We start from the raw sequence: 20,639 nt of genomic DNA on the forward strand, positions 1-20,639 counted from the left end.
GGCGTTCAGCGGCTGGCCTGGACCGCCAGGCCCACGCGGTCGACGCCCGCGCGCTTGAGCGTGTCCATGGTCTTGACCACGGTGTCGTACTTGATGTCCTTGTCGGCGCTGATGACCACCGGCACGGCGTCGGCCGGGGTGCCGGCCTCGGCAGCGGTGCCCTGCAGCTTGCGCACCTCGCCGGCCAGCTGCGGCAGCTTGACGCCCTGACCACCCTTGCTCGCCGTGCCCAGGCGCACCTGGATGGTTTCGTCCTTGCTGATCACCACCTGCACGAAGCTCTTGGGCTGCGCGTCGGCCTGGCCCACGCTGGGCAGGCTGATCTGGCTGGGAGAGATGAGGGGTGCGGTCACCATGAAGATGATCAGCAGAACCAGCATCACGTCGATGAACGGGACCATGTTGATCTCGTTCTTGGTGCGGCGGGTGCGGCCCCGCGATGAGACGGCGGCCATGTTCAGTGTCCCGACGGCGTGGCCTGGCTGGGCTGCTGGCCCAGGTTGCGGTGCAGGATGTTGGAGAACTCTTCCATGAAGGTCTCCATGCGGTTGGCCACGCGGTCGATGTCGGTGGCGAAGCGGTTGTAGGCGACCACCGCCGGGATCGCGGCGAACAGGCCGATGGCGGTGGCCACCAGGGCCTCGGCGATGCCGGGGGCCACCGTGGCCAGGGTCACCTGGGCCAGCGCGGCCAGGCCGGTGAAGGCGTGCATGATGCCCCAGACCGTGCCGAACAGGCCCACGTACGGTGCGACCGAGCCAACCGTACCCAGAAAGGAGAGGTTGGTTTCCAGCACGTCGATTTCGCGCTGGAAGCTGGCCCGCATGGCGCGGCGCGCGCCGTCGAGCAGCGCCCCGTTGTCGGTGATGCGGCGCTCGCGCAGCTTGTGGTACTCGCGCATGCCGCTGGCGAAGATGCGCTCCATCGGGCCGCCGTGGCGCGCGCTCTGGGCCGCGGCCGAGTACAGGTCATTCAGGTTGGTGCCCGACCAGAACTCCTTCTCGAAGTCCTCGTTGTGACGGTTCACGCGCTTGAGGGTGAACACCTTGCGGAAGATGGCTGCCCAGCTGATCACGGACACGAGGACGAGCAGCACCACCACGGCCTGCACGACCCAGCTCGCGTTGAGCATCAACTGGACGATGGAGAGATCTTGGGACATGTCGATGACGGGGTTGGAGTCGGTTCAGAGGGTCATTGGTTCCCGGGGGCGAGTGCCTGCAGCACGGCCGCCGGGATGCGCTGGGGTCGAAGCTGCACCGCGTCGACCCAGCCGATGCGGATGCTGCCTTCGCAAAGCAGGATCGGTGCCGAGCCGTCGGCGGGCTGCAGCGAGGCGGTCTGCTCGATTGTCAGTGAGGCCCGGCCCGGTTCGGTCACACGGGCGGTAACAGTCAGCAAATCGTCGAGCCGCGCCGGTCGGTGGTAGCGCAGCTGCGTGCCCGTCACCACGAACATGCCGCCCACCTGCTCGCGCAGCTTCTGCTGCTCCACACCCAGGTGGCGCAGCCACTCGGTGCGCGCACGCTCGAAGAACTTGAGGTAGTTGGCGTAGAACACGATGCCGCCGGCATCGGTGTCTTCCCAGTAGATGCGCACCGGCCATCTGAAGGTCGTGTCCACAGGGCTCATAGCGCGGCCTCCAGCCGGTGCACCGCTTCCTGCAGCTGGGGCAGGGCGTTGGCGGTGGAGAAGCGAAGGTAGCGGCCGGGGTCGGCCAGACCGAAGTCGCGCCCGGGTGTGGTGGCCAGCTGGCAGCGGCGCATCAGCTCGAACGCCAGTGCCCAGCTGCCGCCTTCTTCGGGGCGTCCGTCCGGTGCTTTCAAGCCCCAGCGGTTGCACAGTGCGGAGACGTCGGCCCAGGCGTAGAACGCGCCGTCCGGCATCACCGGGACCGGCAGGCCCAGGCGGTCCAGGGCCGGAATGAAAAAGTCGCGCCGGGCCTTGAACTCGGCGCGGCGGCGTTCGTACTCGGTCAGGCTCTCGGGCTCGAAGCAGGCCAGCGCCGCGTGTTGTGCCACCGTGCTGGCGCAGATGAACAGGTTCTGGGCCAGCCGCTCCACCGCCGGCACCAGCGCGGGCGGCAGCACCAGCCAGCCCAGGCGCCAGCCGGTCATGTTGAAGTACTTGCTGAAGCTGTTGACGCTGATCACCTCGTCACCCAGACCGTCGGGCAGACCCAGCGCGCTGTGGCCGTAGGCCTCGTCGTAGGACAGGCCCAGGTAGATCTCGTCGATCAGGGTGACGCCGCCCTTTTCACGCACGAAGCGGGCGATGCGCTCCAGCTCGGCGCGGGCGATCGAGGTGCCGGTGGGGTTGGACGGCGAGGCCAGCAGCACGCCGCGCGTGGCCTCACCCCAGGCCGAGGCCACATGGTCGGCGCTGAGCTGGAAGCGGTCTTCGGGGCCGGACGGGATCAGCACCGGCGTGCCCTCGGCCGCCTGCACGAACTGGCGGTTGCAGGGGTAGCAGGGGTCGGGCATCAGCACTTCGTCGCCGGCCTCGATCAGCGCCAGGTAGGCCAGCTGCAGTGCGGCGGACGCACCGGCCGTCACCACGATGCGGGCCGGGTCGATGTCCAGACCAAATCGGCTGGCATACCAGCCGCTGATGGCCTCGCGCAGCGCGGGCAGGCCGGTGGCCTGTGTGTACTGGCTGCGGCCATCGCGGATCGCGCGTTCGGCTGCTGCCTGCACCGGCGGCGGCGCGGTGAAGTCCGGCTCACCGATGTTGAGGTAGATCATCGGCCGGTCGCCCGGTCGGGCCTGCCGCGCCATGTCGGCCGCGGCCTTGGCCAGCTCCATCACGTAAAAAGGTTCGACGCGCCGGGCGCGGCTGGACAGGCGCAATGGGTCCGGGCGCAACGTCATTCCGCCTTGGACGACTTGCGCGCGCCGGCGGGTGCCGCAGCGGCTTCGTGCGGGCGCAGCCGGGCGCCGAGCTGGTGGAGCACCCCGTTGACGTACTTGTGGCCATCGGTGCCACCGAAGGACTTGGCCAGTTCGACACATTCGTTGATCACGACGCGCAGCGGCACATCCAGGCAGTGCTGGAGCTCGTACGCGCCGATCCACAGCACCCCGTGTTCGATCGGCGATATCTCGGCCATGGGCCGGTCCAGCAGAGGCGTCACCAGGGCGTCCAGCGCCTCGGCCTGTTCGACACAGCCATGCAGCAGCGCGTCGTAGTGGGCACTGTCGGACTTGTGGAAACCCGAGAGGTCGCGGGTGAAGCTGTCGATGTCGCTGGCGGTGTTGCGGCCGACGAGGTGCTGGTAGAGCGCCTGCAGCGCAAACTCCCGTGCCCGGGTGCGGGCCGATTTGTCGGCCGCCTTGCGCGGCTTGGTCGGGCTCTGGTCGTTCATGGGGTTCAACCGATCTGCTCCAGCACATGGGCCATCTCGACGGCCACGCGCGCCGCATCGCGGCCTTTTTCGGTCTGGCGGGCCACGGCCTGTTCCAGGTTCTCCGTGGTGAGGATGGCGTTGGCGATCGGCGTGTGGGTGTCCAGCGAGACGCGGCTGACGCCGGCGCCGGATTCGTTGGCGACCAGCTCGAAATGGTAGGTTTCGCCGCGGATGATGCAGCCCAGCGCGATCAGCGCGTCGTATTCGTCCAGCTCGGCCATGGCCTGCAGGGCGATCGGCACCTCCAGGGCGCCGGGCACCGTCACGCGGGTGATGTGCTTTTCCTGCACGCCCAGCGCGAGCAACTCGGCGTGGCACGCCTCGAACAGCGCGTTGGTGATGCCTTCGTTGAAACGGGCCTGGACGATGCCGATGGAGAGCTTCTTGCCGTCGAGCAGGCTGGAGCTGCCTTTGTCTGCGCCAAACATGGGTGTCTTTCTTGGGTGGGGGTCAGTTCTGGGAAGGCGCTGCGCCGAGCATGCGCTCGACATAGCGGGCCACGGTGTCGATTTCCAGGTTCACCGCGCTGCCGGCGCGCAGGTCGCCCAGGGTGGTGTTCTGGACGGTGTGCGGAATCAGGTTGATGCTGAACTCGCAGCCATCCGGGCGGTCTTCGATGCGGTTCACGGTCAGGCTGACGCCATTGATGGCGACCGAACCTTTGTAGGCGAGGTATTTGGCCAGGCCCGGCGGTGCGAGCACGCGCAGCTCCCAGCTCTCGCCCACGCGCTCGAAAACGGTGACCTGCCCGACGCCGTCCACATGGCCCGACACGATGTGGCCGCCCAGGCGGTCGTTCGCACGCAAGGCCTTTTCGAGATTGACCCGGTGGCCGGCTTCGGCCAGCCCGGTGGTCTTGGACAGGGATTCGGCCGACACGTCGATGGTGAAGCGGGAGGCGGCAGTGTCGATGGTCGTGACGGTCATGCAGGCGCCGTTGTGGGCGATGCTGTCGCCCAGGGCGACGTCGTCGAGGTAGCCCGGCGGCGCCTCGATCGTCAGGCGCCTGCCGTGGTCCAAAGAGCTGCCCAGGGGGTGAAGGTCGGCGATGCGGCCCACACCGGTGATGATGCCGGTAAACATCCGCGTATTTTCGCAGGGTTTGGCCCGGCGCCGCGCGCGGCGCCAAAAGGCCGGTGGTTTGCAGGCCTCAGGCGTGCAGGAAACGGTCCTTGCCCTGCACCCGCGCCAGGACGCGCAGGTCGTCACCTACCGGCTCCACCGAGGCGAATCGCAAGGGAAGGCGCTGGTCCAGCGATTGCAGCGGCCCCCAGTTGGCCAGCCCCGACCCGCCGGTGCCGAGCATCTGAGGGGCCACATACAGCAGGAACTCGTCGATCAGGCCTTCGCGGATGAAGGAGCCATTGAGCTTGTGGCCGGCTTCCAGGTGCAGCTCGTTCACCTCCCGGGTAGCCAGGTCACGCAGCATCGCCGCCAGATCGACTTTGCCACCGGGACCGGGCAGGGCGATGACGGTGGCACCCCGCTGTTCCAGCGCTGTCTGGCGGCAGGCATCGGTGGCGGCGCAGTAGATGAAGATCTGGCGCGTGAGCCCCTGTGCCGGGGCCTGGAACAGGCGGGCAGCAAGAGGGGTTTCTAGCTTGCTGTCGACGATCACCAGATGGGGCTGCCGGGGCGTCGGCGCCTGCCGCACGTCCAGCATGGGGTCGTCCTCCAGCACGGTGCCGATGCCCGTCAGTACCGCACAGGCCCGTGCGCGCCAGGCGTGACCGTCTGCACGGGCCGCTTCTCCGGTGATCCACTGGCTGGTGCCGTTGCCCAGAGCGGTCACGCCATCCAGCGACATCGCGGCCTTCATGCGCACCCAGGGCGTGCCGCGGATCATGCGGCTGAAGAAGCCGATGTTCAACTCGCGGGTGGCGAAAGCAGCTTCGCTGTCGGGTGGCATGAGTTCGACCTGGATGCCCGCAGCCCGCAGGCGCTCCAGGCCGCGTCCAGCCACCTTGGGGTTGGGATCACCCGTGGCCACCACCACCTTGACGACGCCGGCGGCCACCAGCGCATCGCAGCAGGGCGGGGTGCGACCATGGTGGGAGCAGGGCTCCAGGGTGACGTAGGCCGTCGCACCTCGGGTGGACTCACCTCTCTGCGCCGCATCGCGCAGCGCCATCACCTCGGCGTGCGGGCCACCTGCCTGCTGGGTGTGGCCCTGCCCGATTTCCCGGCCATCGGCTGCAAGGATCACGCAGCCAACTCGAGGGTTGGGGTTGGACAACGTCAGGGACTGCCGGGCCTTTTGGAGGGCGTCGGACAGAGGGCCTCGATCCAGCGGCATGCGATCAGGAGGCCTTGAAGCACTCAGCGACAGTGGTGCCAGATGCGTTGTCGCTCAGCGTCTTCACGCCTGTGTGGGTGACGGAGAGATCACCACAACGGTCATTCGCCATGCTGCCCGTGCGGGCCGCTGTCAATGTAAACGTTGAGGCCGTCACGTTCGAGAGCTGAATGTTGTACGCGGTCGTTCCTGAGCCGAGTCGCGGCGACACCTGAAGTGCGCCGGGAAGCTCAACTGCGTCGCCATCTGCGTCGAGGAACGAGTCCTGCGCACTGAAATAACGACGCATGAACTGTTCCGCCGCCATCAGCGCCCGCTGGGCATCCGCTCTACGGGACTTGGCGACCTGCTCCTGATAGGACGGATAGGCGATGGCCGCCAGGATGCCAATGATGGCCACGACGATCATCACCTCGATCAGGGTGAAACCGCTTTGGGGGCTGCGGCTCGCGGCGTGGGTATTTCTGTTGTACATGCTCTGGAACTCAGTTGCGAGGCGGGGCGCTCAGCTGGAACTGGGTGCGGCTCCAGCCAGTGGTCGGGCAGTAGACGCCAGCTCCCAGCGGGGTTTCTTCGGTACCCAGAATGATGCCTCGCATGGTCCGGCACTTGGGCGCGCCCGACTGGCTCAGCGCCGATTCGCCAGCGGCCTCGTCGGCGGCCTTTTCAAGCCGGTCGGAAACGGTTTCGGTAACCTGGGGGTCACTGGAGCTGCCCGTGTCCGTCTGCGGGTCGTCGGGCAGTGCCGTGCCATCGGGCCGCGAGCGGAAACGGCTCACGGAGATGCCGCGCGTGAAACCTCCCATGGGTGCGAAAGCCACGGCGTATCCGGCGTCCACTCGGCTGTCGGCGTTCGAGTCCCAAGCATCCAAGCGCCCATCACCGTCGACATCGAATGAACGGCTCAGCTCAGGAGAAGCGCTCTGGGCGTTCACGATGTACACATAGTTACCGGGCAGAGACGCCGCCGTGCACATTTCACCTTCTGGCGGTGGGCGCAACACCGTAGACGTGATGATGACGCTTCGACCGAAATTCTGCACATCGGCGATGGAGCGCTCACCTGCCCGCAGTGCGTCGTCCTGCTGATGGACGTTGTTCATGCGCATGAACCAGCCGCGTTGACTTTCCCAGTCGATGGTGTCGCCGGTAATGGCGTAATAGAAGAAACCGTTTCGAGACGTTGCAGATGCTGGGACAACCGAGCGTTCCTCCAGTTGGGTCTCGCTGACCGGTGTGAAAGTCTCGTTGTTGAGCATGGTTCCATCAAGGTTCTGGCGGTCCCAAATGCCATAGATCGTCTGCTGGCCCAGATCGTCCAGATGGTCTTCCTCCAGCATGATGCCTGTGCCGAACACCACAATGAAGCCACCCGCTTCATGTGCTTGCCAGGCGGGGTGGCCGTAGATCGGCCGGTTGCCTGGCACTGTGAAGAGGGGGCGATCATGTTCCACATGCCAGGTGGATGGATCTCCGGACAGATTGAATTTCCAAAGCTGGCCCATGGCGTCACCCGCATAGGCAGCGACCACCCGTGTGTTGGTGCCATAGCTGCGCAACAAAGTGACACCACTGAGACCATCTCCAGCGGGGTGCGCATCGGGCAGGGGAATGGTCCGGATGACTTCGCCGGTCACAGCATCCAGAACCACCAGCCCATTCTTTTCGCCATCGGGCTCGCCGTTGTAGTGGCCGTTGTTGATCGCCACGATCCAGCGGCCGCGCCGGGCGTTGGTCGCGTCCGACAGATCCTCGGTCTGGCCGCTGCGGGCCGCATTGGACATGTAGCCGACGGTCACATCACTGCCGTCCGCGCTGTTGATGACGTCTGGTCCGGTTTCCCACAGGAAGTCCTCCCGGTCGGGAATGCGGTTCGGTGTCACACCGGGTTTGATGGGTGAGTTGACTGCGTAGACCAGCTTCTCACCGCGACCTCCGGTGCCGACAGCCAAGTGGCGCCACGCCCGCCACTCGTTGGCTTCGGAAAGTCCATCCGAATTGGCTTTGCGGCGGTCGAAGATGTCGTTCTCGGTGATCGGGCCATCCAGCACGTACTCGAAGGTATAGGGCTCGTCCGCGAAGTGGAGCATGCGCTTGAGGCTGCGGCGCGGCATGACCGCTGCCAGTTCGTTGCCGGCCTCTGCTGAAAAGGCGTGCATCGTTCCAGCGTTGGTTGCCACGAAAAGAGATGCAGGGTAGCCGCGCTTGCGATTGGTGTAGTCCACATAGCTTCCGCGTCCATCAACACCACCGCTGCCGTCCTGGTCGTAGGCGTAGTCCCGGCTCCCGCCCATGAATACCGCAGGAGGGTTGACCATTGCAGCAATTTTTGACTCGCGCTGCCTGAAGAGCATGCCGTAGCTGTCCAGTGCCGTGTTGTCGCCTCGCAGGTAGTTGATGAAGCTGGCATCGCTGCGAATGCGTCCAGCGTCGGGGCCGGTGGCAAGGGCGCTCTGTATGTCGCTCTGCAGACCACTGAACGAGCCGTTGAAATCGACGGGCTGATTCAATCCGTGCATGGTGAAGACTCTGCGGGCCGTGTGGCTTGGCATCAGCTGATTGGCCGACCACACCGTCACACCTGTTTCACTGCCGTTGGCTGCGAGCTCCCGCGCCAGGATGTCGCCGGTGTTGTACATGGTTCGGTAAGACACCGTGTACTTGAGACGCCCGGCCAGTGTGCTGTTGTCGCCACCGCCTGTGTTGACGGATACGCCTGCGTCTCTCCCCGATGCACCAAGGATCTCGGCCAAGATGGTGTTAAAGATCGACTTGACGTCGTCGGCGGTTTTGGCGCTGAACGACCGGGCACCTCCGGTATAGCCGGCATGGATGAAGTCATCCACCCGGGTCTGAGCGCCGCTGCTCAAAAGATCTCCGGTAGGAAAGCTCGGCGGCAGAGTGGTTCCACCCAGGCCGTTCAGCTTGTACTGGGTGATGTATTCGTTGATCTGGCGGAAAGTGAGCCCGGCAGGCAGGGGGGCCGGCGCAGGCGGTGCCTCTCCACCGGAAGGTTCGATCAGGTAGCCCACAGTGTAAGTGGCCATGTTCTGCCAGAACGTTGGCTGGCCGTTGCCAGCCTGGATGTTGTTGTCCAGGCCGGTGCGCATGTCCGTGTGCCAGTAGTAGCGTGCAGTCAGGTCTGCCAAGCTGCCCGTTCCCGTGCTCGGAAAGGGGACGTACTTCGCGCGGCCAGCCGGCGTGTTGATGCCGGTGGGGGAGTAGCGGAACGTCTCTGTCGAACCGTCCGGCAGGGTCCGGGAGAACTCGGGGCCTTGCGTGTTGTCGTAGTCAGGTCCGGCAGCATCCGGGCCCCACGGGGAACCAGACGTCCAGCCGCCGTCGGAGAACAGCAGGTTGAAAGAACGGCGGCAGCTCATCTCGGGGCTGCTCGCGTCGGTGGGGTCGGTGCGCCATGGGTTTTCTGTCACGCCAGCCCCCATGCTGAAGTAGCTGGCGGCCCGCTCAACGGCGTAGTGAAGTGGGGTGCCCCCTTGAGACACCATGGTGTTGAGCCAATTGAAAACCTCGGTGTTGGCGGTCGACCCCCGACTGAGCAGCCGCACCCCTCTCGACAGCGTCACCGGAGCGCCGGCACCGGGCGGAAGCGTCAGAGGGCCGTCATACCGCTGGTTGATCGGCAGATAGCCGATTCTCAGCTGGTTGTCGAAGTTGGAAGGAATGTTGAGGGCGCCGGTGGCATCGGTGTCCGCCAGTGCGAGACCTATGGCCGTGCTGGTGGCCAGTTGCCGTGTGCTGTACCAGCGGTACCAGTTCAGGATGTTGGCGACTTCTTGTGCGTTGTTGCAGACGTTGGCAGTGCAGTCCGTGCGGGTGTTGGGGGTCGGGATGGTGTAGGTGGCGGTGTCGCCGAGCCTGACATCGACCCGCGTGCTGGCCGTGCACCCGGTTTCTTGCCCCAGTCCATTGGTGACCACGTTGGTGCAGTACGAATAACTGAAGGTGGTGGCAGGGCCTGCAGTCGGTGCTGAGGTGTACGCGATGTGCTGCGGAATCTTCAGTGTGTACTGGAGGTTGTAGCGGGATGTGAATCCCGAAGGGGCCAATGTGTTGACATGCCCTTGGGAATTGCGGGTGGCGGTACTGCCTGTTGGCGGTGCAGCGGCGTTGTCCGCATACATCGAGTGGTAGATGCGGAAATCATTGGGAGCAACGTTGCGCTGATAGAGGGTGTACCGGAAGTCCACGGAGTTCTGGTTGGAGACCCAGACCACGTTGTAGGTCAGACCCCGTTCGCCGGCCGGAACGGTGTTCGGCAGCAGCGGGTCGCGCGGGCTCACGACAGTGCCGCTGCCATCGACCCGTGGCAGGTACCTGACACGCGGGTTGTAGTAAATCGGGTTGACCTCGGCCGAACGCTGGGCGGACCAGTTCAGGACGCTCTGATCGGGCGCGTAAGCCAGTGCCACATTGGTGCGGGGCTGGGTGACCCAGTTGCCGGAAACCCTGACCCGCTGGTAGCAGGTGTAGACCACCGGTGGCCCCAGGGTGGTGTTCGCTTCCTGACCAATACCTGCGTTGAAGGTGGCGAGGTTTGCGGACGAACTCCTGGAGTAAGGAGTCGGGCAGTAACGCCTCTGGTACTCGTTGCTGTCGGTGACGTTGTAAGTCTCATGGTAGGTGAACGCCATGGACCCTGAGTTGTCCAGCGCCACCATCAGGTTGGGCTTTGCACCCGATTGGTTGGTCAGCAGTGGCCGGTTCGCTGGCTGGGCCCAGGCCTGCAGGGCGGGCAGCAACACCGCCCCAAGGGCGACCGACCAGAGCAAGCGGCGTGTGCGCCTAGTGGTGACAGGAAAGTTCATGGACACCTCACTGGAGTACTGTTTGTATAGGGTGTTGTTCGGCATCACTGGGTGCCTCCATTGGCGCTCAGCGTCGGGACGAGCGGCGTCAGGATGGATTGAAGCCAGACTTCCGAGCCCGCCGTCAAAAGTCCACTGTCATCGTCCACCTGTGCATCGTTGGACAACCCGCGTGCCGTGATCAGAAAGCGGTCATTGACCATGGCCTGGATGATGCAGGTGGGCGGGTTTCTGAGCTGGGCCCTGGACTGGACGTCGTCGCCAAACTCGGGGGTGACGGTGATGAGGTTGGCGGCACCCTCGGCCCAGTTGGCGCGGGTGTTCCAGATGCCGTCACTGATGGCTTCCTCGGTATCTGCAGAGATCACCGTACCGTCTTCGATTCGACCCACGTCCGCTGCGAACGCCGCGTTGTCTTCCACACTGGCGCGGGCGATGCGTTCGCATTGGCGCAAGGCATCTTCCGCGGACGTGCGCGCCACCTGGTTGGTGCGCATGTTGTTGGAGAACTGCTCGAAGGTCGCAGAGTTGCGGGCTGCGAGCAGGCCAGCGAACGAGATGATCACCAGCATGATCAGCGCGATCGGGAGGACAACTCCGCGTTCGGATGCACTTCTGGCGAATGAGGTATGACAGTGCATGGTGAGGTTCTCGGGCTTCAGTTGTCGTACATGTACTGCCATGGGTTGCCTCCCACCTCGTAGTCGCGAGGCAGGCCAGGTCGCATGTTGCGAAGCTGAATGGTGGTCACATAAGCGCGGCGGACGAAGCGGTCGGTAGCAGTTCGAGACACGCCGTTGCAGTCGATGTAGGTTCCAAGACCCGCGGTTGCCGTGGTGCCATCGGCGTTGGCGGACCCGATGGGGTTGTCACCGGTCGGAACCGGTCTTGCACTGCGCGCGAGCAGGCAGACGCGCAGCGCTGCTACACGCGACCAGTTGTTGATGCCGGCAGGGGTGCCAACAGGAATTGCCAGGTCTTCAAGGGCCGGGAATGCCGGACTTGCGTCTGTTTCATCCGTTGCTTCCGTCGAATTGGCATATCCCGCCACCTGGTGAGGCAGAGGGTCTCCCACGGTGGGGAATGCCGTGACGGCGTACTGCACCTGCATGTCTTCGATGTTCGGAATCAGGGCAGTTTCGTTTCCGAATCCCGCTCCGGTGCGGCCCTGGCAGTACAACGTGGGGGCGTTTTCATTGTTTTCGTCGTTTTTGATGTAGTACCGGTTGTCTGCGAGCAGCATCGGCGTTGCGGAGGACGCGCCCTCGGCCAGCGCATTCCATGCAGTGATGCCCTCATGGGCGCAGTTGCCTGGGCGCTGGACGCCAGCGTCGTTGACAGCTTGGCTGTTGAGCAGCGATGCCTCGTACCGGACGGCAAAGGCATCCGGTCGAGTGCCGCCATCGTTGCATGCAAGTGCAGAAAAGGCGGCGTCGTTGTCGTCGAATGCCGAGCCAACATCTGTTGCGTCCGCATCGCCATCACAGCCCCGAATCGCCTGCCCCGGGAAAAGCCGGTTGCCTGAAGCGTCCACGTTGGAGAACCCTGCCAGGCGGATCTGCTGTTGGAGCAGTTCAAGCGCCAGCGCTGCGTCCTCATTCATCTGGGATTCAAGCGTGCTGCCACGGGAGGTGGTGGCCGTGTTGACATAGATGATGCCGACAGCGCCCATCAGGAACAACCCGATGGTCAGCGCGACCATCAGCTCGACCAGACTCAAACCCTGCTGGCTGCGCCGGAAAGACCGCGGAAGACGTTTACTTGAGTTCATGTTCACAGCCCCACCTTGAAGTACATGCAGCTGTATTCCGCGCGTTCCTCTGTACTGAGGCTGTCCGGGCAGTTTTCCTTGGAAGCGTCGAAGATGGAGAAGTCGCCCCGATCGTCGTCCTCGTCTCCTTCCGCCGTGGCGGCTTCTTTCCACAGCAGCCACACATCAAGATCGCGGGCGTTTGCGCCAGGCCGGCTGGTCACGACCGCGTCGCCTTGTGGCAGGCGGCTGCGCACCGAGCGCAAGAACTGGTCAACGTCTGCTGCAGCGAGGGCATCGGCAACGCTGTCTGCATTGGCGGACACTGCGGGGTCCAGGTCGAGGTTGGCATCGCCCACGGCGACCGGCGTGCTTTCAAAGTTGTCACCCAGTTCAATGTCGTAGCCCTGTCGGTCATACCCGTACACGTTGACGCGAGCCCGGTCGGCCAGGTCATTGACCAGTGCCATGCCGGTCAGCCGCATTTGCGATGCCTTGTTGTAGGTGAACGTGGCACCAGAGAGACCTGCAATGCCCAGCAGCCCGACCGATACAAGCAGGATGGCCACCAGCACCTCGATCATGCTGGCACCCCGTTGTCGGAGGGGTGCAATGTAGTCGGTCGTGGGGATGTTCATGGAAACCTTGCTTGTCATGGGAGCTCGGTCACAACAGACACGCGTCCCACCCGGGAAACGGTGACCTTGTCCACCTTGGTATCGGAGTTCGCGCCGGAGGGTGTGACCGTGAGGGTGGTGGTGGCTGAGCCCATCAACCCATTCGGAAGGAACTGCATCCATTCCACCCCTCCCGAGCTGGTGATTGACGCCACACCAGACTGGGCTGACACGACCTTGAGAACGCGTTCGTCGGTGTTGATCACCTGGTTGCCCGCGTTGGCCAGCGTGCCCGCCCCGTCATCGACGAACACGATCCAGCCAGTGTTCCACTCGGTGCCGTCAGCGCAGGACTCTTGGTCGGTACTCGGGCAGACCACGATCTGACGGGAGGACTTGATGGATTCGGATCGCGCCAGCTGGAGAGTGGTGGTCAGTTCTCGTGTCGCGCTGTCCCGCCGCCACTGGCGCAACATTTCGCTGAAGCTGGGAATTGCCAGGGTGGTGAGGATGGCCAGCAGGGCGATGGTCACAATCAACTCCACCAGCGTGAATCCGTGCTGTCTGGCAGAAGGCGTCAGGGGTGAGGGCAGGTGGTTCAATTTGCAGCTCCGTACTGCAATGTATCGCCCGCTTTCGAGAGACTTCTGTGCGCCCTGACGCGCGGTCGTGTTTGGCGTGCTCAGCGGCAAAAAGCATTCATTTCTCACGCAACTGTTGCTTCGGGTTGCCGCAGCCCGCCACCAGATCGCCTGCGGCCCTGTGCCGCCCGGTTCCGTTCAGCGCATTTGGCTTCATTCGTCTGGCTGACCCGTGCTGAGCCGGACTCTCCCAATTCGATTGACGATGATTCTCTGGCTGGGGCCCATCGCGGGAACAATCTCCAGCGTGCCCATTCCGGATGCCATCATTCCCGTTGGCATGAATACGAAGCGCTGAAGCAATGCATTTCCCCGGATGCTCCGAATGCCACTGGTGCCCTGCGAAACAGCGATCAATTTGTCAGAGGAGCTGAATTGACCGTTGCCGTCAATATCCTGAAAAACGAGCCATCCCGATTTCCATTCTCTGTTGGAACTCGGAGAGCAATTGACGCCATCGGCGCTGCTGCACATCACAACGCGCCGGGACCAGCGGATCGCCTCGGATCTGGCGAGTGCGAGGTGGTCTGTAATGGCTCGGGTGGCATGGTCTCTTTGCCAGTCGGAGAGCAGCTGGCTGAGGGGAGGAATACCGAGCTGAATGAGAATGGCCAGCAGCGCCGTTGCCACCACCAGTTCCATCAAGGTGTATCCACGGAGTTGCAAATGATGCTGGCGGGATGGCAATCGCATGGTGAGTTCGAATGTGTAATGCGTTCGAACTCATTATTCCTGCGCGATGGCACCGAATCATGCCTCCGATGAGGTAAATGGGGGCGCCATGTCCCTCCAATGAAGGAGAGTCGGTTTTTGGCAGTTGGCTGCGTGTTATCGGCGGACTTCGTCCACAAGTGCGCGGAACTCGTCGATGTCTTCGAAGCTTCTGTATACGCTGGCAAAGCGGATGTAGGCCACCTTGTCGAGCTTCTTGAGTTCGCGCATGACCATTTCGCCCAGCTTGGTCGACGCGACTTCACGACTGCCCAGATTGAGCAGCTTTTCCTCAATGCGCTCAATCGCCGCGTCCACTTGTTCGGTGCTCACCGGCCGCTTGCGCAGAGCCAGGGTGAACGAGGCACGAAGTTTGGCCGGTACGTAGTCCACGCGCCGGCCATCTTTTTTCACCACCGCCGGGAAGCTGACCTCCGGCCGCTCGTAGGTGGTGAAGCGCTTTTCACAGTGGCCGCACTGCCTGCGGCGGCGGATGAAATCCGCGTCTTCGGAAACCCGGGTCTCGACGACCTGGGTTTCCAGATGGCCGCAGAAAGGGCACTTCACTTGTAGACAGGGAAACGCGCGGTCAGGGCATTGACCTTGGCGCGCACCGCTTCAATGTTCGCCGGGTCGCGCGGGTTGTCCAGCACGTCGGCGATCAGATTTGCGGTAATGCGAGCTTCCTCGTCCTTGAAGCCGCGTGTGGTCATGGCCGGGGTGCCGATGCGCACGCCGCTGGTGACCATCGGCTTTTCCGGGTCGTTGGGGATCGCGTTCTTGTTGATGGTCATGTGGGCGCTGCCCAGCACGGCCTCGGCTTCCTTGCCGGTGATGCCCTTGGCGCGCAGGTCGACCAGCATCACGTGGCTTTCGGTGCGGCCGCTCACAATGCGCAGGCCGCGCTGGGTCAGGGTCTCGGCCACGATCTGGGCGTTCTTCACCACTTGTTGCTGGTAGGCCTTGAACTCGGGCTGCAGCGCTTCCTTGAAGGCCACTGCCTTGGCTGCGATGACGTGCATCAGCGGGCCGCCTTGCAGGCCGGGGAAGATGGCGCTGTTGATGGCCTTCTCGTGCTCGGCCTTCATCAGGATGATGCCGCCGCGCGGGCCGCGCAGGCTCTTGTGTGTGGTGGAGGTCACCACGTCGGCGAACGGCACCGGGTTGGGGTAGACGCCGGCAGCGATCAGGCCCGCGTAGTGGGCCATGTCGACCATGAAGATGGCGCCGATTTCCTTGGCGATCTTCGCGAAGCGCTCGAAATCGATGCGCAGGCTGTAGGCGGAGGCGCCCGCCACGATCAGTTTGGGCTTGTGCTCACGCGCCTTGGCTTCCATGGCGTCGTAGTCGATGGCTTCGTTCTTGTCCAGGCCGTAGCTGACGACGTTGAACCACTTGCCCGACATGTTCAGCGGCATGCCGTGGGTGAGGTGGCCGCCTTCGGCCAGGCTCATGCCCATGATGGTGTCGCCGGGCTTGAGAAATGCAAGGAACACCGCCTCGTTGGCAGAGGCGCCACAGTGCGGCTGCACGTTGGCGGCGTCGGCTCCGAAGATCTGCTTCACGCGGTCGATGGCCAGCTGTTCGGCCACGTCCACATACTCACAGCCACCGTAGTAGCGCTTGCCAGGGTAGCCCTCAGCGTACTTGTTGGTCAGTTGCGTGCCCTGAGCGGCCATGACGGCCGGGGAGGCGTAGTTCTCGCTGGCAATCAGCTCGATGTGGTGTTCCTGGCGCGCGTTCTCGGCCTGGATGGCGGCGAAGAGCTCTGGGTCGGTTTGCTCAATGAGGATGTTGCGGTCGTACATGGTCGGCAGTCTCGGGACGGTCTCGGGTGGACTCTGGAGAAAGGGACCCCACGCATTCCGGTGGAACGGCAGGGACTGCCCAGGCGAACGGCTGAACGCCCTTTGGAGCGGGCGGTGCGCTTCCCAGTGGTTGTCCCGCTCGCTGGGAGCGGGGGGCCACGTCAGCGCGGACGGCAGGTTGCTGCCGCGCGCCTATCGCCAGTTGCGCACGCTGGTAGTTTATCCGAGCGCCGGGCAGAAGCAGTCGCAGGGTTTTGCCGGCTGCGGTCAGGAATTCGTGAGCGCAGCGTCGGCTGGCGGCTCAACCGGCTGGCTGGCAGGTGCTGCTTCGGGTGGGGAATCGAGCAGTCCGGTCTGGGTCGGCTCAATTGGTTCGGGCGCAGAGGGCGCAGGCGCGGCGGTGAAGATCGGGAAGGACGTCGGCATCGGTTTGCCCAGCGCGACGCTCTGGATGCGAAGGTGCTCGGCCATGACCTTGTTGATGTAGCCACTGCCGTCGGTGGTCACGGCCCCCACGTACAGCCGCAGTCCGCCTTCGACGGAACCGGCCTGCTTGATGCAGTCCTGGAGCACCTTAACGCCAACCCGAAGATTGGACAAGGGGTCGAAAGCGGCCATGGCGCCACCGTAGTCGTCGTACTTGTCGGTGTGCACGCGGGTGAGCACCTGCATCAGGCCCTGGGCGCCCACTGGGCTCTGAGCATAGGGGTTGAAGCGCGACTCGATTGCCATCACAGCCAGGATCAGGGTCGGATCAAGGCGCACCTTGGCCCCGACCGCAAAGGCTTCGGCCACCAAAGCGCCCAGCGGTTCCGGCGCCACGCGGTATTTGCGGCTGAGCCACTGGGTAACGGCGGCCTGCTGTTTGGGCAGAAGGGGGGGCTGAGCAACCGCAAGACGGTCGTCGTTGCCCTCTTCGGGCATGGCGGCGTCATCTGCCGCCACGGCTGAATCTTGGCGCTCCTGCAACCAGCTCAGCAACTGCTGCTCCACGTCCATGCGCAGATCGCTCTGCACGGCGAGCGTGATGACCAGCGCGGCGAGGCTGGCTCCCAGCACGGCCATGCCATTGCGGGTGAAGGCGACGAAGCCTCTGTACGCATCGGCAAGTGCGATGAACACAGAAGATTGGATGGTTGAGGCGTTGCCCTTGGGCTGCGCCTCTGGAATGGAAAGCGTTGTCATGTTGTCGCTCCTTGCAAGGCTGCGCCGACCACGAGGTCTGATGCAGCGGTGAGGGGGGCGCCATCGATGGCGACTTCGTGGGCACCGGTGGTGGGAGAGGTGGTGCCGACGTCGTGAGGGTTTACCCGGAACGGGAAACGGGGCGAATGGTATGTGCCTGTTAATGTGCGGTCAATGTTTTAAACGACGTTTAAAACAATATTTAGTTATTAAGGGCGCGGTTGCAGCGCCCTTGTTTGCAGATTCCTAGCGGCCAGTCCAGTGAACATGCAGGCTGCCGTCCGTCTGCCTTTCCGATACCGTTGGTCGGAAGTGCCATCTGTTCCACCTGCTTGAAGCAGGTAGGTTGCCGCCAGTCGGATGGCCTGAAGTGCCGGGGGTAACAGCGCGTCTCGGCGCTTGAAATTGAGGCGCTTACGGCGTAATCTTCAGGCGTCGGTTGTGATGACCGGCATTCAGCCGATCAGGCAGTCCAGCTGCCAGTCGGCTCCCAACGGAAGCAATCTCTTGCTTCCAGGCGTCAGGGACATTCAACTCCCTGTCTGCCAACCCCGACGGCAAGTGCAATTTGCCCGCCGTCAACCCCGGCAGGTTTTCCTGCCGGGGTTTCTTTTTTTGGGCCGGTGCATCAGGTCGGTGGCGGGTCATCCCGGGCGACAATACCGGATGTGGTCCATTGCCCGTCGGCGTGGGCGTCTCTCATTGCTGTACTTACTACTATGTCGCTGTTCTCCCTGCGCAAGAGCGCGCCCCAGTCTCCCACACCCGATCCCGCCGCGACACCGGCCAGCGGTGGCGGGGCTGCCTCGACCCCGTCGGCCCATCCTCTGGATGCATTGACGGGAGGGGCGTTCTCTGCTCCCACGAGTGGAGAGCGCGCGGCACGCGTGCGTGCTTGGTTGCAGACAGAGCCCGGCTGGGAGGCCATGAACGAGGTGTTCAAGGAGCTGTCCCAGCGGGACCGCGGGGCCGCCAAGCCTCTGAAGGAAAAGCTCGACGAACTCAAGCGCCAGAAGGCCCAGGAACATATTGGTGTGGAATGGGCCCAGAAAGCCCAAACGCTGCTTGCGCAGTCGCGGCTGAACCTGGCGGACGCGATGGCCTGGCAGCGCGATGCCGCAAGGGCAGGGGCCCCGCTGTCGCGCGAACCGCTTGCAGGGCTCAAGGCGGCGCTGGCCGAGCGGGTCAAGGCCATCGAGGACCTGCAGCACCGGGTGCAGGTCGAGCGCGAGTCCGCTGTGTTGATGGCCCAGCGCATCGAAATCCTTTCGACCAAGTCATGGAAAGAGGCACAGGCGGGCATCGATGGGCTGCGGGCCGATGTCCAGCAGTGGCAGGCGCAGGCCAGCGGACTGGCCGACGACCCCCAGTGGCCCAGCGTGGAAGTGCGTTTTCCGCCCATGCTGGAGGCGTCGCGACAGCAGCTGCAACTGGTCTGGGACGCCTTTGAAGCCGCACTGGCCCAGGCTGTGGCCGCAGATGCGGACCCGCAGGCGCCGTTGCCGGCCGTGCCGGTGTGGGCCGACGAGTTGCGGCAGGCGCGTGGCGTCGAGTCACCCACCGAAGCCGACAAGACCGACACGCAGGCGGCCGAGCGCCGCGCCCGGGCGCAGGCGGAGCTGCAGAAGGCTTTGGATACGCTGCAGCGTGAGCTGGCGCAGGGACATGGCAAGGCCACACCCAAGGCGGCGGCCGATGTGCGTGCGCTGCTCCGGTCGTCGAGCCGGCTTGTTGGTGCGGACCTCGAAGGCAAGGCGAATGCGATCCTGGCCCAGGCGGGTGAACTGGAGGATTGGCAGCGCTGGCGTGCCGATCAGCTGCGTGAGGAGTTGGTCCGCAAAGCCGAGGCGCTGATGGCAGCGCCAGAAGGACAGCGGCTGGGGGGGCGCAAGATGCAGGAAACCCTGCGAAGCCTGCGGGACCAGTGGAAGACGACGGACCAGGGCGGGCAGGCCAACCATGCCCTCTGGAAGCGCTTCGATGAGGCGTGCACCCTGGCACACAAGGAGGTCGAGGTCTGGCTGACCCAGGTGCGCCAGCAGGCGGAGGCCCACAGGTCCCAGCGGCTGGCCATCATCGAAGAGGTCAAGGCCTGGACCGCGGCCCACGCTGGCCAGAGCGACTGGAAAAACCAGATCCGTGACCTGCATGCGTTCTCCGAACGCTGGCGCGAGGCAGGGCACCTCAGTGAAAAGGCATTCGCCGAGCTCCAGCCCCTCTGGAAGGCCGCCATGCAGGCCGCTCACGTCGAACTGGAGGCTGCCCAGGAACAGAGCGTGGCGCGCCGCCGCGCCATGATCGACGAGGCAGTGGCATTGGGTGAGGCGCCTCAGCTGCGCATCGATGCCGTGAAGGCCTTGCAGCAGCGCTGGCAGGCCGAAGCACACGCGGTGCCATTGGAACGAAAGCAGGAACAGAAGCTCTGGGAGGCGTTCCGTCAGCCGATTGACACCGCGTTCCAGCGCAAGAGCTCTGAGCGGGAACGCGCCGTGGCCACGCTGAACGCACACGACCAATGCGTGCTGGATGCGGCTCGTGCGCTCGATGCCGCCAGCGCCAGCGGTGATGCCCAGCAGATCCGTGCGGCGCAGGCGGCGCTTGAACAGGCGATGCGGGGCGAAACCCCTGCTCGGGATGAGGCGGCCAACGCCGCCGCCTTGGATGAGGCGAAGCCACAAGCTGAGGCCGCCGATTCGCCCGATGCGCCGCCGAAGCCGGCACCCGCGCCGGCCCGCAAACTGGTGGCCATGCGTGGTGACGACCGGCCGGGCATGAAAAAGGCAGAGCCCGCCGGGCGCGACGAGCGCCGTGGAGCCGCTGGACGGGATAGCCGTGGGGCTCGTGACGCGGGAAGAGGCTTGCGCGATAGCTGGGCGGATGCTCGTCCGGCCCGCGAACCGCGGGGCGCACCGGCTCCCAGGCTGGGCGATGCGGCTTTCCGTGCGCAGCGCCAGGCGCTTGAACACGCTGAAGCGGCACTGCGCAAGCTGGCGGCGCAGGCGCATGGTGAGGTGCTCACGCAGTTGCTGACCGCCTGGGAGAAGCGCGATCCCTCGGCAGTGCCGGCGGCCCAGGCCCTGGGTGGTCGCGGGGTGACCGCAGCGCGCGGCGCCTGGGTGCAGTCGCTGGGGGCGGCGCCGTCTGCGACCGTCCCCGCCGAGGCCTTGCTGCGCCTGGAGATGGCGGCCGAAGTGCCCACGCCCGCTGAACAGGTGGAGGCCCGCCGACTCCTGCAGCTGCAGCTGCTGACCCGGCGCCACGAGGCAGCTCCTGCGGATACCTGGCCACAGGATGTGGGGCGCGTTCTGGCCGCACCGTTCGATGCGGGTTCCGCACGGCGTCTGCAGCAGGCGCTGAAGGTGCTGCTGCGGCGCTGATCCGTCCGGACGTCCCAGGTGC

19 protein-coding genes are annotated in these 20,639 nt (G+C 64.6%); 1 reads left to right on the forward strand and 18 read right to left on the reverse strand.

The window, feature by feature from the left end; all coding sequences use genetic code 11:
• Nucleotides 1-5: 5 nt before the first annotated feature.
• The 18 genes from HFL01S_RS18860 to HFL01S_RS18945 all read right to left on the reverse strand — a co-directional run bounded on the left by HFL01S_RS18860 (nt 6) and on the right by HFL01S_RS18945 (nt 17,240).
• Entirely contained in the window at nt 6-455 is a 450-nt protein-coding gene (locus tag HFL01S_RS18860) for a biopolymer transporter ExbD (RefSeq protein ID WP_066261352.1), read from the reverse strand.
• 2 nt (nt 456-457) lie between these two features.
• Entirely contained in the window at nt 458-1,162 is a 705-nt protein-coding gene (gene tolQ, locus HFL01S_RS18865) for a protein TolQ (protein WP_066261354.1), read from the reverse strand.
• Between the two features lie 32 nt (nt 1,163-1,194).
• Nucleotides 1,195-1,632: a tol-pal system-associated acyl-CoA thioesterase gene (gene ybgC / locus HFL01S_RS18870; protein WP_066261355.1), complete on the reverse strand. Its 438-nt coding sequence runs from the start codon at nt 1,630-1,632 to the stop codon at nt 1,195-1,197.
• Entirely contained in the window at nt 1,629-2,849 is a 1,221-nt protein-coding gene (locus HFL01S_RS18875; RefSeq protein WP_066261356.1) for a pyridoxal phosphate-dependent aminotransferase, read from the reverse strand. The genes ybgC and HFL01S_RS18875 overlap by 4 nt, the downstream gene beginning before the upstream one ends.
• A gap of 17 nt (nt 2,850-2,866) precedes the next feature.
• Entirely contained in the window at nt 2,867-3,364 is a 498-nt protein-coding gene (gene nusB / locus HFL01S_RS18880; protein WP_066261357.1) for a transcription antitermination factor NusB, read from the reverse strand.
• Nucleotides 3,365-3,369: 5 nt separating this feature from the next.
• The gene (gene ribH / locus HFL01S_RS18885; RefSeq protein ID WP_066261359.1) at nt 3,370-3,834 is read right to left on the reverse strand and encodes a 6,7-dimethyl-8-ribityllumazine synthase; all 465 of its coding nucleotides are present in this window, start codon (nt 3,832-3,834) and stop codon (nt 3,370-3,372) included.
• A gap of 22 nt (nt 3,835-3,856) precedes the next feature.
• Nucleotides 3,857-4,489 carry a riboflavin synthase gene (locus tag HFL01S_RS18890; protein ID WP_066261360.1) on the reverse strand — a complete coding sequence of 211 codons (633 nt, stop codon included), beginning with the start codon at nt 4,487-4,489 and terminating at the stop codon, nt 3,857-3,859.
• A 67-nt stretch (nt 4,490-4,556) separates the two neighbouring features.
• A complete protein-coding gene (ribD, locus tag HFL01S_RS18895; RefSeq protein WP_066261361.1) occupies nt 4,557-5,702 on the reverse strand; it encodes a bifunctional diaminohydroxyphosphoribosylaminopyrimidine deaminase/5-amino-6-(5-phosphoribosylamino)uracil reductase RibD in 1,146 nt (381 codons plus the stop codon).
• A 4-nt stretch (nt 5,703-5,706) separates the two neighbouring features.
• Nucleotides 5,707-6,177 carry a type IV pilin protein gene (locus HFL01S_RS25935; RefSeq protein ID WP_084383487.1) on the reverse strand — a complete coding sequence of 157 codons (471 nt, stop codon included), beginning with the start codon at nt 6,175-6,177 and terminating at the stop codon, nt 5,707-5,709.
• 10 nt (nt 6,178-6,187) lie between these two features.
• A complete protein-coding gene (locus HFL01S_RS18905; RefSeq protein ID WP_084383488.1) occupies nt 6,188-10,573 on the reverse strand; it encodes a pilus assembly protein in 4,386 nt (1,461 codons plus the stop codon).
• Nucleotides 10,573-11,100, reverse strand: coding sequence for a pilus assembly PilX family protein (locus tag HFL01S_RS18910; RefSeq protein ID WP_066261364.1), 528 nt, complete (start codon nt 11,098-11,100; stop codon nt 10,573-10,575). The genes HFL01S_RS18905 and HFL01S_RS18910 overlap by 1 nt, the downstream gene beginning before the upstream one ends.
• Before the next feature lie 86 nt (nt 11,101-11,186).
• Nucleotides 11,187-12,299 carry a PilW family protein gene (locus HFL01S_RS18915; RefSeq protein WP_084383489.1) on the reverse strand — a complete coding sequence of 371 codons (1,113 nt, stop codon included), beginning with the start codon at nt 12,297-12,299 and terminating at the stop codon, nt 11,187-11,189.
• 2 nt (nt 12,300-12,301) lie between these two features.
• Entirely contained in the window at nt 12,302-12,916 is a 615-nt protein-coding gene (pilV, locus tag HFL01S_RS18920) for a type IV pilus modification protein PilV (protein ID WP_066261367.1), read from the reverse strand.
• Between the two features lie 14 nt (nt 12,917-12,930).
• Nucleotides 12,931-13,497: a GspH/FimT family pseudopilin gene (locus tag HFL01S_RS18925; protein ID WP_066261368.1), complete on the reverse strand. Its 567-nt coding sequence runs from the start codon at nt 13,495-13,497 to the stop codon at nt 12,931-12,933.
• 192 nt (nt 13,498-13,689) lie between these two features.
• Nucleotides 13,690-14,229 (reverse strand): GspH/FimT family pseudopilin, encoded by a 540-nt coding sequence (locus HFL01S_RS18930; protein WP_084383492.1) that lies wholly within the window; start codon nt 14,227-14,229, stop codon nt 13,690-13,692.
• Between the two features lie 135 nt (nt 14,230-14,364).
• The gene (nrdR, locus tag HFL01S_RS18935; protein ID WP_066158421.1) at nt 14,365-14,814 is read right to left on the reverse strand and encodes a transcriptional regulator NrdR; all 450 of its coding nucleotides are present in this window, start codon (nt 14,812-14,814) and stop codon (nt 14,365-14,367) included.
• Nucleotides 14,811-16,055 (reverse strand): serine hydroxymethyltransferase, encoded by a 1,245-nt coding sequence (glyA, locus tag HFL01S_RS18940; RefSeq protein ID WP_066261370.1) that lies wholly within the window; start codon nt 16,053-16,055, stop codon nt 14,811-14,813. Before glyA ends, nrdR begins: the two co-directional genes overlap by 4 nt.
• Nucleotides 16,056-16,322: 267 nt before the next feature.
• A complete protein-coding gene (locus HFL01S_RS18945) occupies nt 16,323-17,240 on the reverse strand; it encodes a transglycosylase SLT domain-containing protein (protein WP_084383493.1) in 918 nt (305 codons plus the stop codon).
• Nucleotides 17,241-17,959: 719 nt separating this feature from the next.
• On the opposite strand from HFL01S_RS18945, the gene HFL01S_RS18950 reads away from it, so the two are divergent.
• Nucleotides 17,960-20,617: a DUF349 domain-containing protein gene (locus HFL01S_RS18950; protein ID WP_066261372.1), complete on the forward strand. Its 2,658-nt coding sequence runs from the start codon at nt 17,960-17,962 to the stop codon at nt 20,615-20,617.
• Nucleotides 20,618-20,639: the final 22 nt, after the last annotated feature.

The organism is Hydrogenophaga flava NBRC 102514, from assembly GCF_001571145.1.
Lineage (GTDB): Bacteria > Pseudomonadota > Gammaproteobacteria > Burkholderiales > Burkholderiaceae_C > Hydrogenophaga > Hydrogenophaga flava.

Coding starts and splice junctions, on each gene's coding strand:
- HFL01S_RS18860 (WP_066261352.1), bottom strand. CDS start 455: ATGGCCGCCGTCTCATCGCGGGGCCGCACCCGCCGCACCAAGAACGAG.
- tolQ (WP_066261354.1), bottom strand. CDS start 1,162: ATGTCCCAAGATCTCTCCATCGTCCAGTTGATGCTCAACGCGAGCTGG.
- ybgC (WP_066261355.1), bottom strand. CDS start 1,632: ATGAGCCCTGTGGACACGACCTTCAGATGGCCGGTGCGCATCTACTGG.
- nusB (WP_066261357.1), bottom strand. CDS start 3,364: ATGAACGACCAGAGCCCGACCAAGCCGCGCAAGGCGGCCGACAAATCG.
- ribH (WP_066261359.1), bottom strand. CDS start 3,834: ATGTTTGGCGCAGACAAAGGCAGCTCCAGCCTGCTCGACGGCAAGAAG.
- HFL01S_RS18890 (WP_066261360.1), bottom strand. CDS start 4,489: ATGTTTACCGGCATCATCACCGGTGTGGGCCGCATCGCCGACCTTCAC.
- ribD (WP_066261361.1), bottom strand. CDS start 5,702: ATGCCGCTGGATCGAGGCCCTCTGTCCGACGCCCTCCAAAAGGCCCGG.
- HFL01S_RS25935 (WP_084383487.1), bottom strand. CDS start 6,177: ATGTACAACAGAAATACCCACGCCGCGAGCCGCAGCCCCCAAAGCGGT.
- HFL01S_RS18905 (WP_084383488.1), bottom strand. CDS start 10,573: ATGCCGAACAACACCCTATACAAACAGTACTCCAGTGAGGTGTCCATG.
- HFL01S_RS18910 (WP_066261364.1), bottom strand. CDS start 11,100: ATGCTGGTGATCATCTCGTTCGCTGGCCTGCTCGCAGCCCGCAACTCT.
- HFL01S_RS18915 (WP_084383489.1), bottom strand. CDS start 12,299: ATGAACTCAAGTAAACGTCTTCCGCGGTCTTTCCGGCGCAGCCAGCAG.
- pilV (WP_066261367.1), bottom strand. CDS start 12,916: ATGAACATCCCCACGACCGACTACATTGCACCCCTCCGACAACGGGGT.
- HFL01S_RS18930 (WP_084383492.1), bottom strand. CDS start 14,229: ATGCGATTGCCATCCCGCCAGCATCATTTGCAACTCCGTGGATACACC.
- glyA (WP_066261370.1), bottom strand. CDS start 16,055: ATGTACGACCGCAACATCCTCATTGAGCAAACCGACCCAGAGCTCTTC.
- HFL01S_RS18945 (WP_084383493.1), bottom strand. CDS start 17,240: ATGACAACGCTTTCCATTCCAGAGGCGCAGCCCAAGGGCAACGCCTCA.
- HFL01S_RS18950 (WP_066261372.1), top strand. CDS start 17,960: ATGTCGCTGTTCTCCCTGCGCAAGAGCGCGCCCCAGTCTCCCACACCC.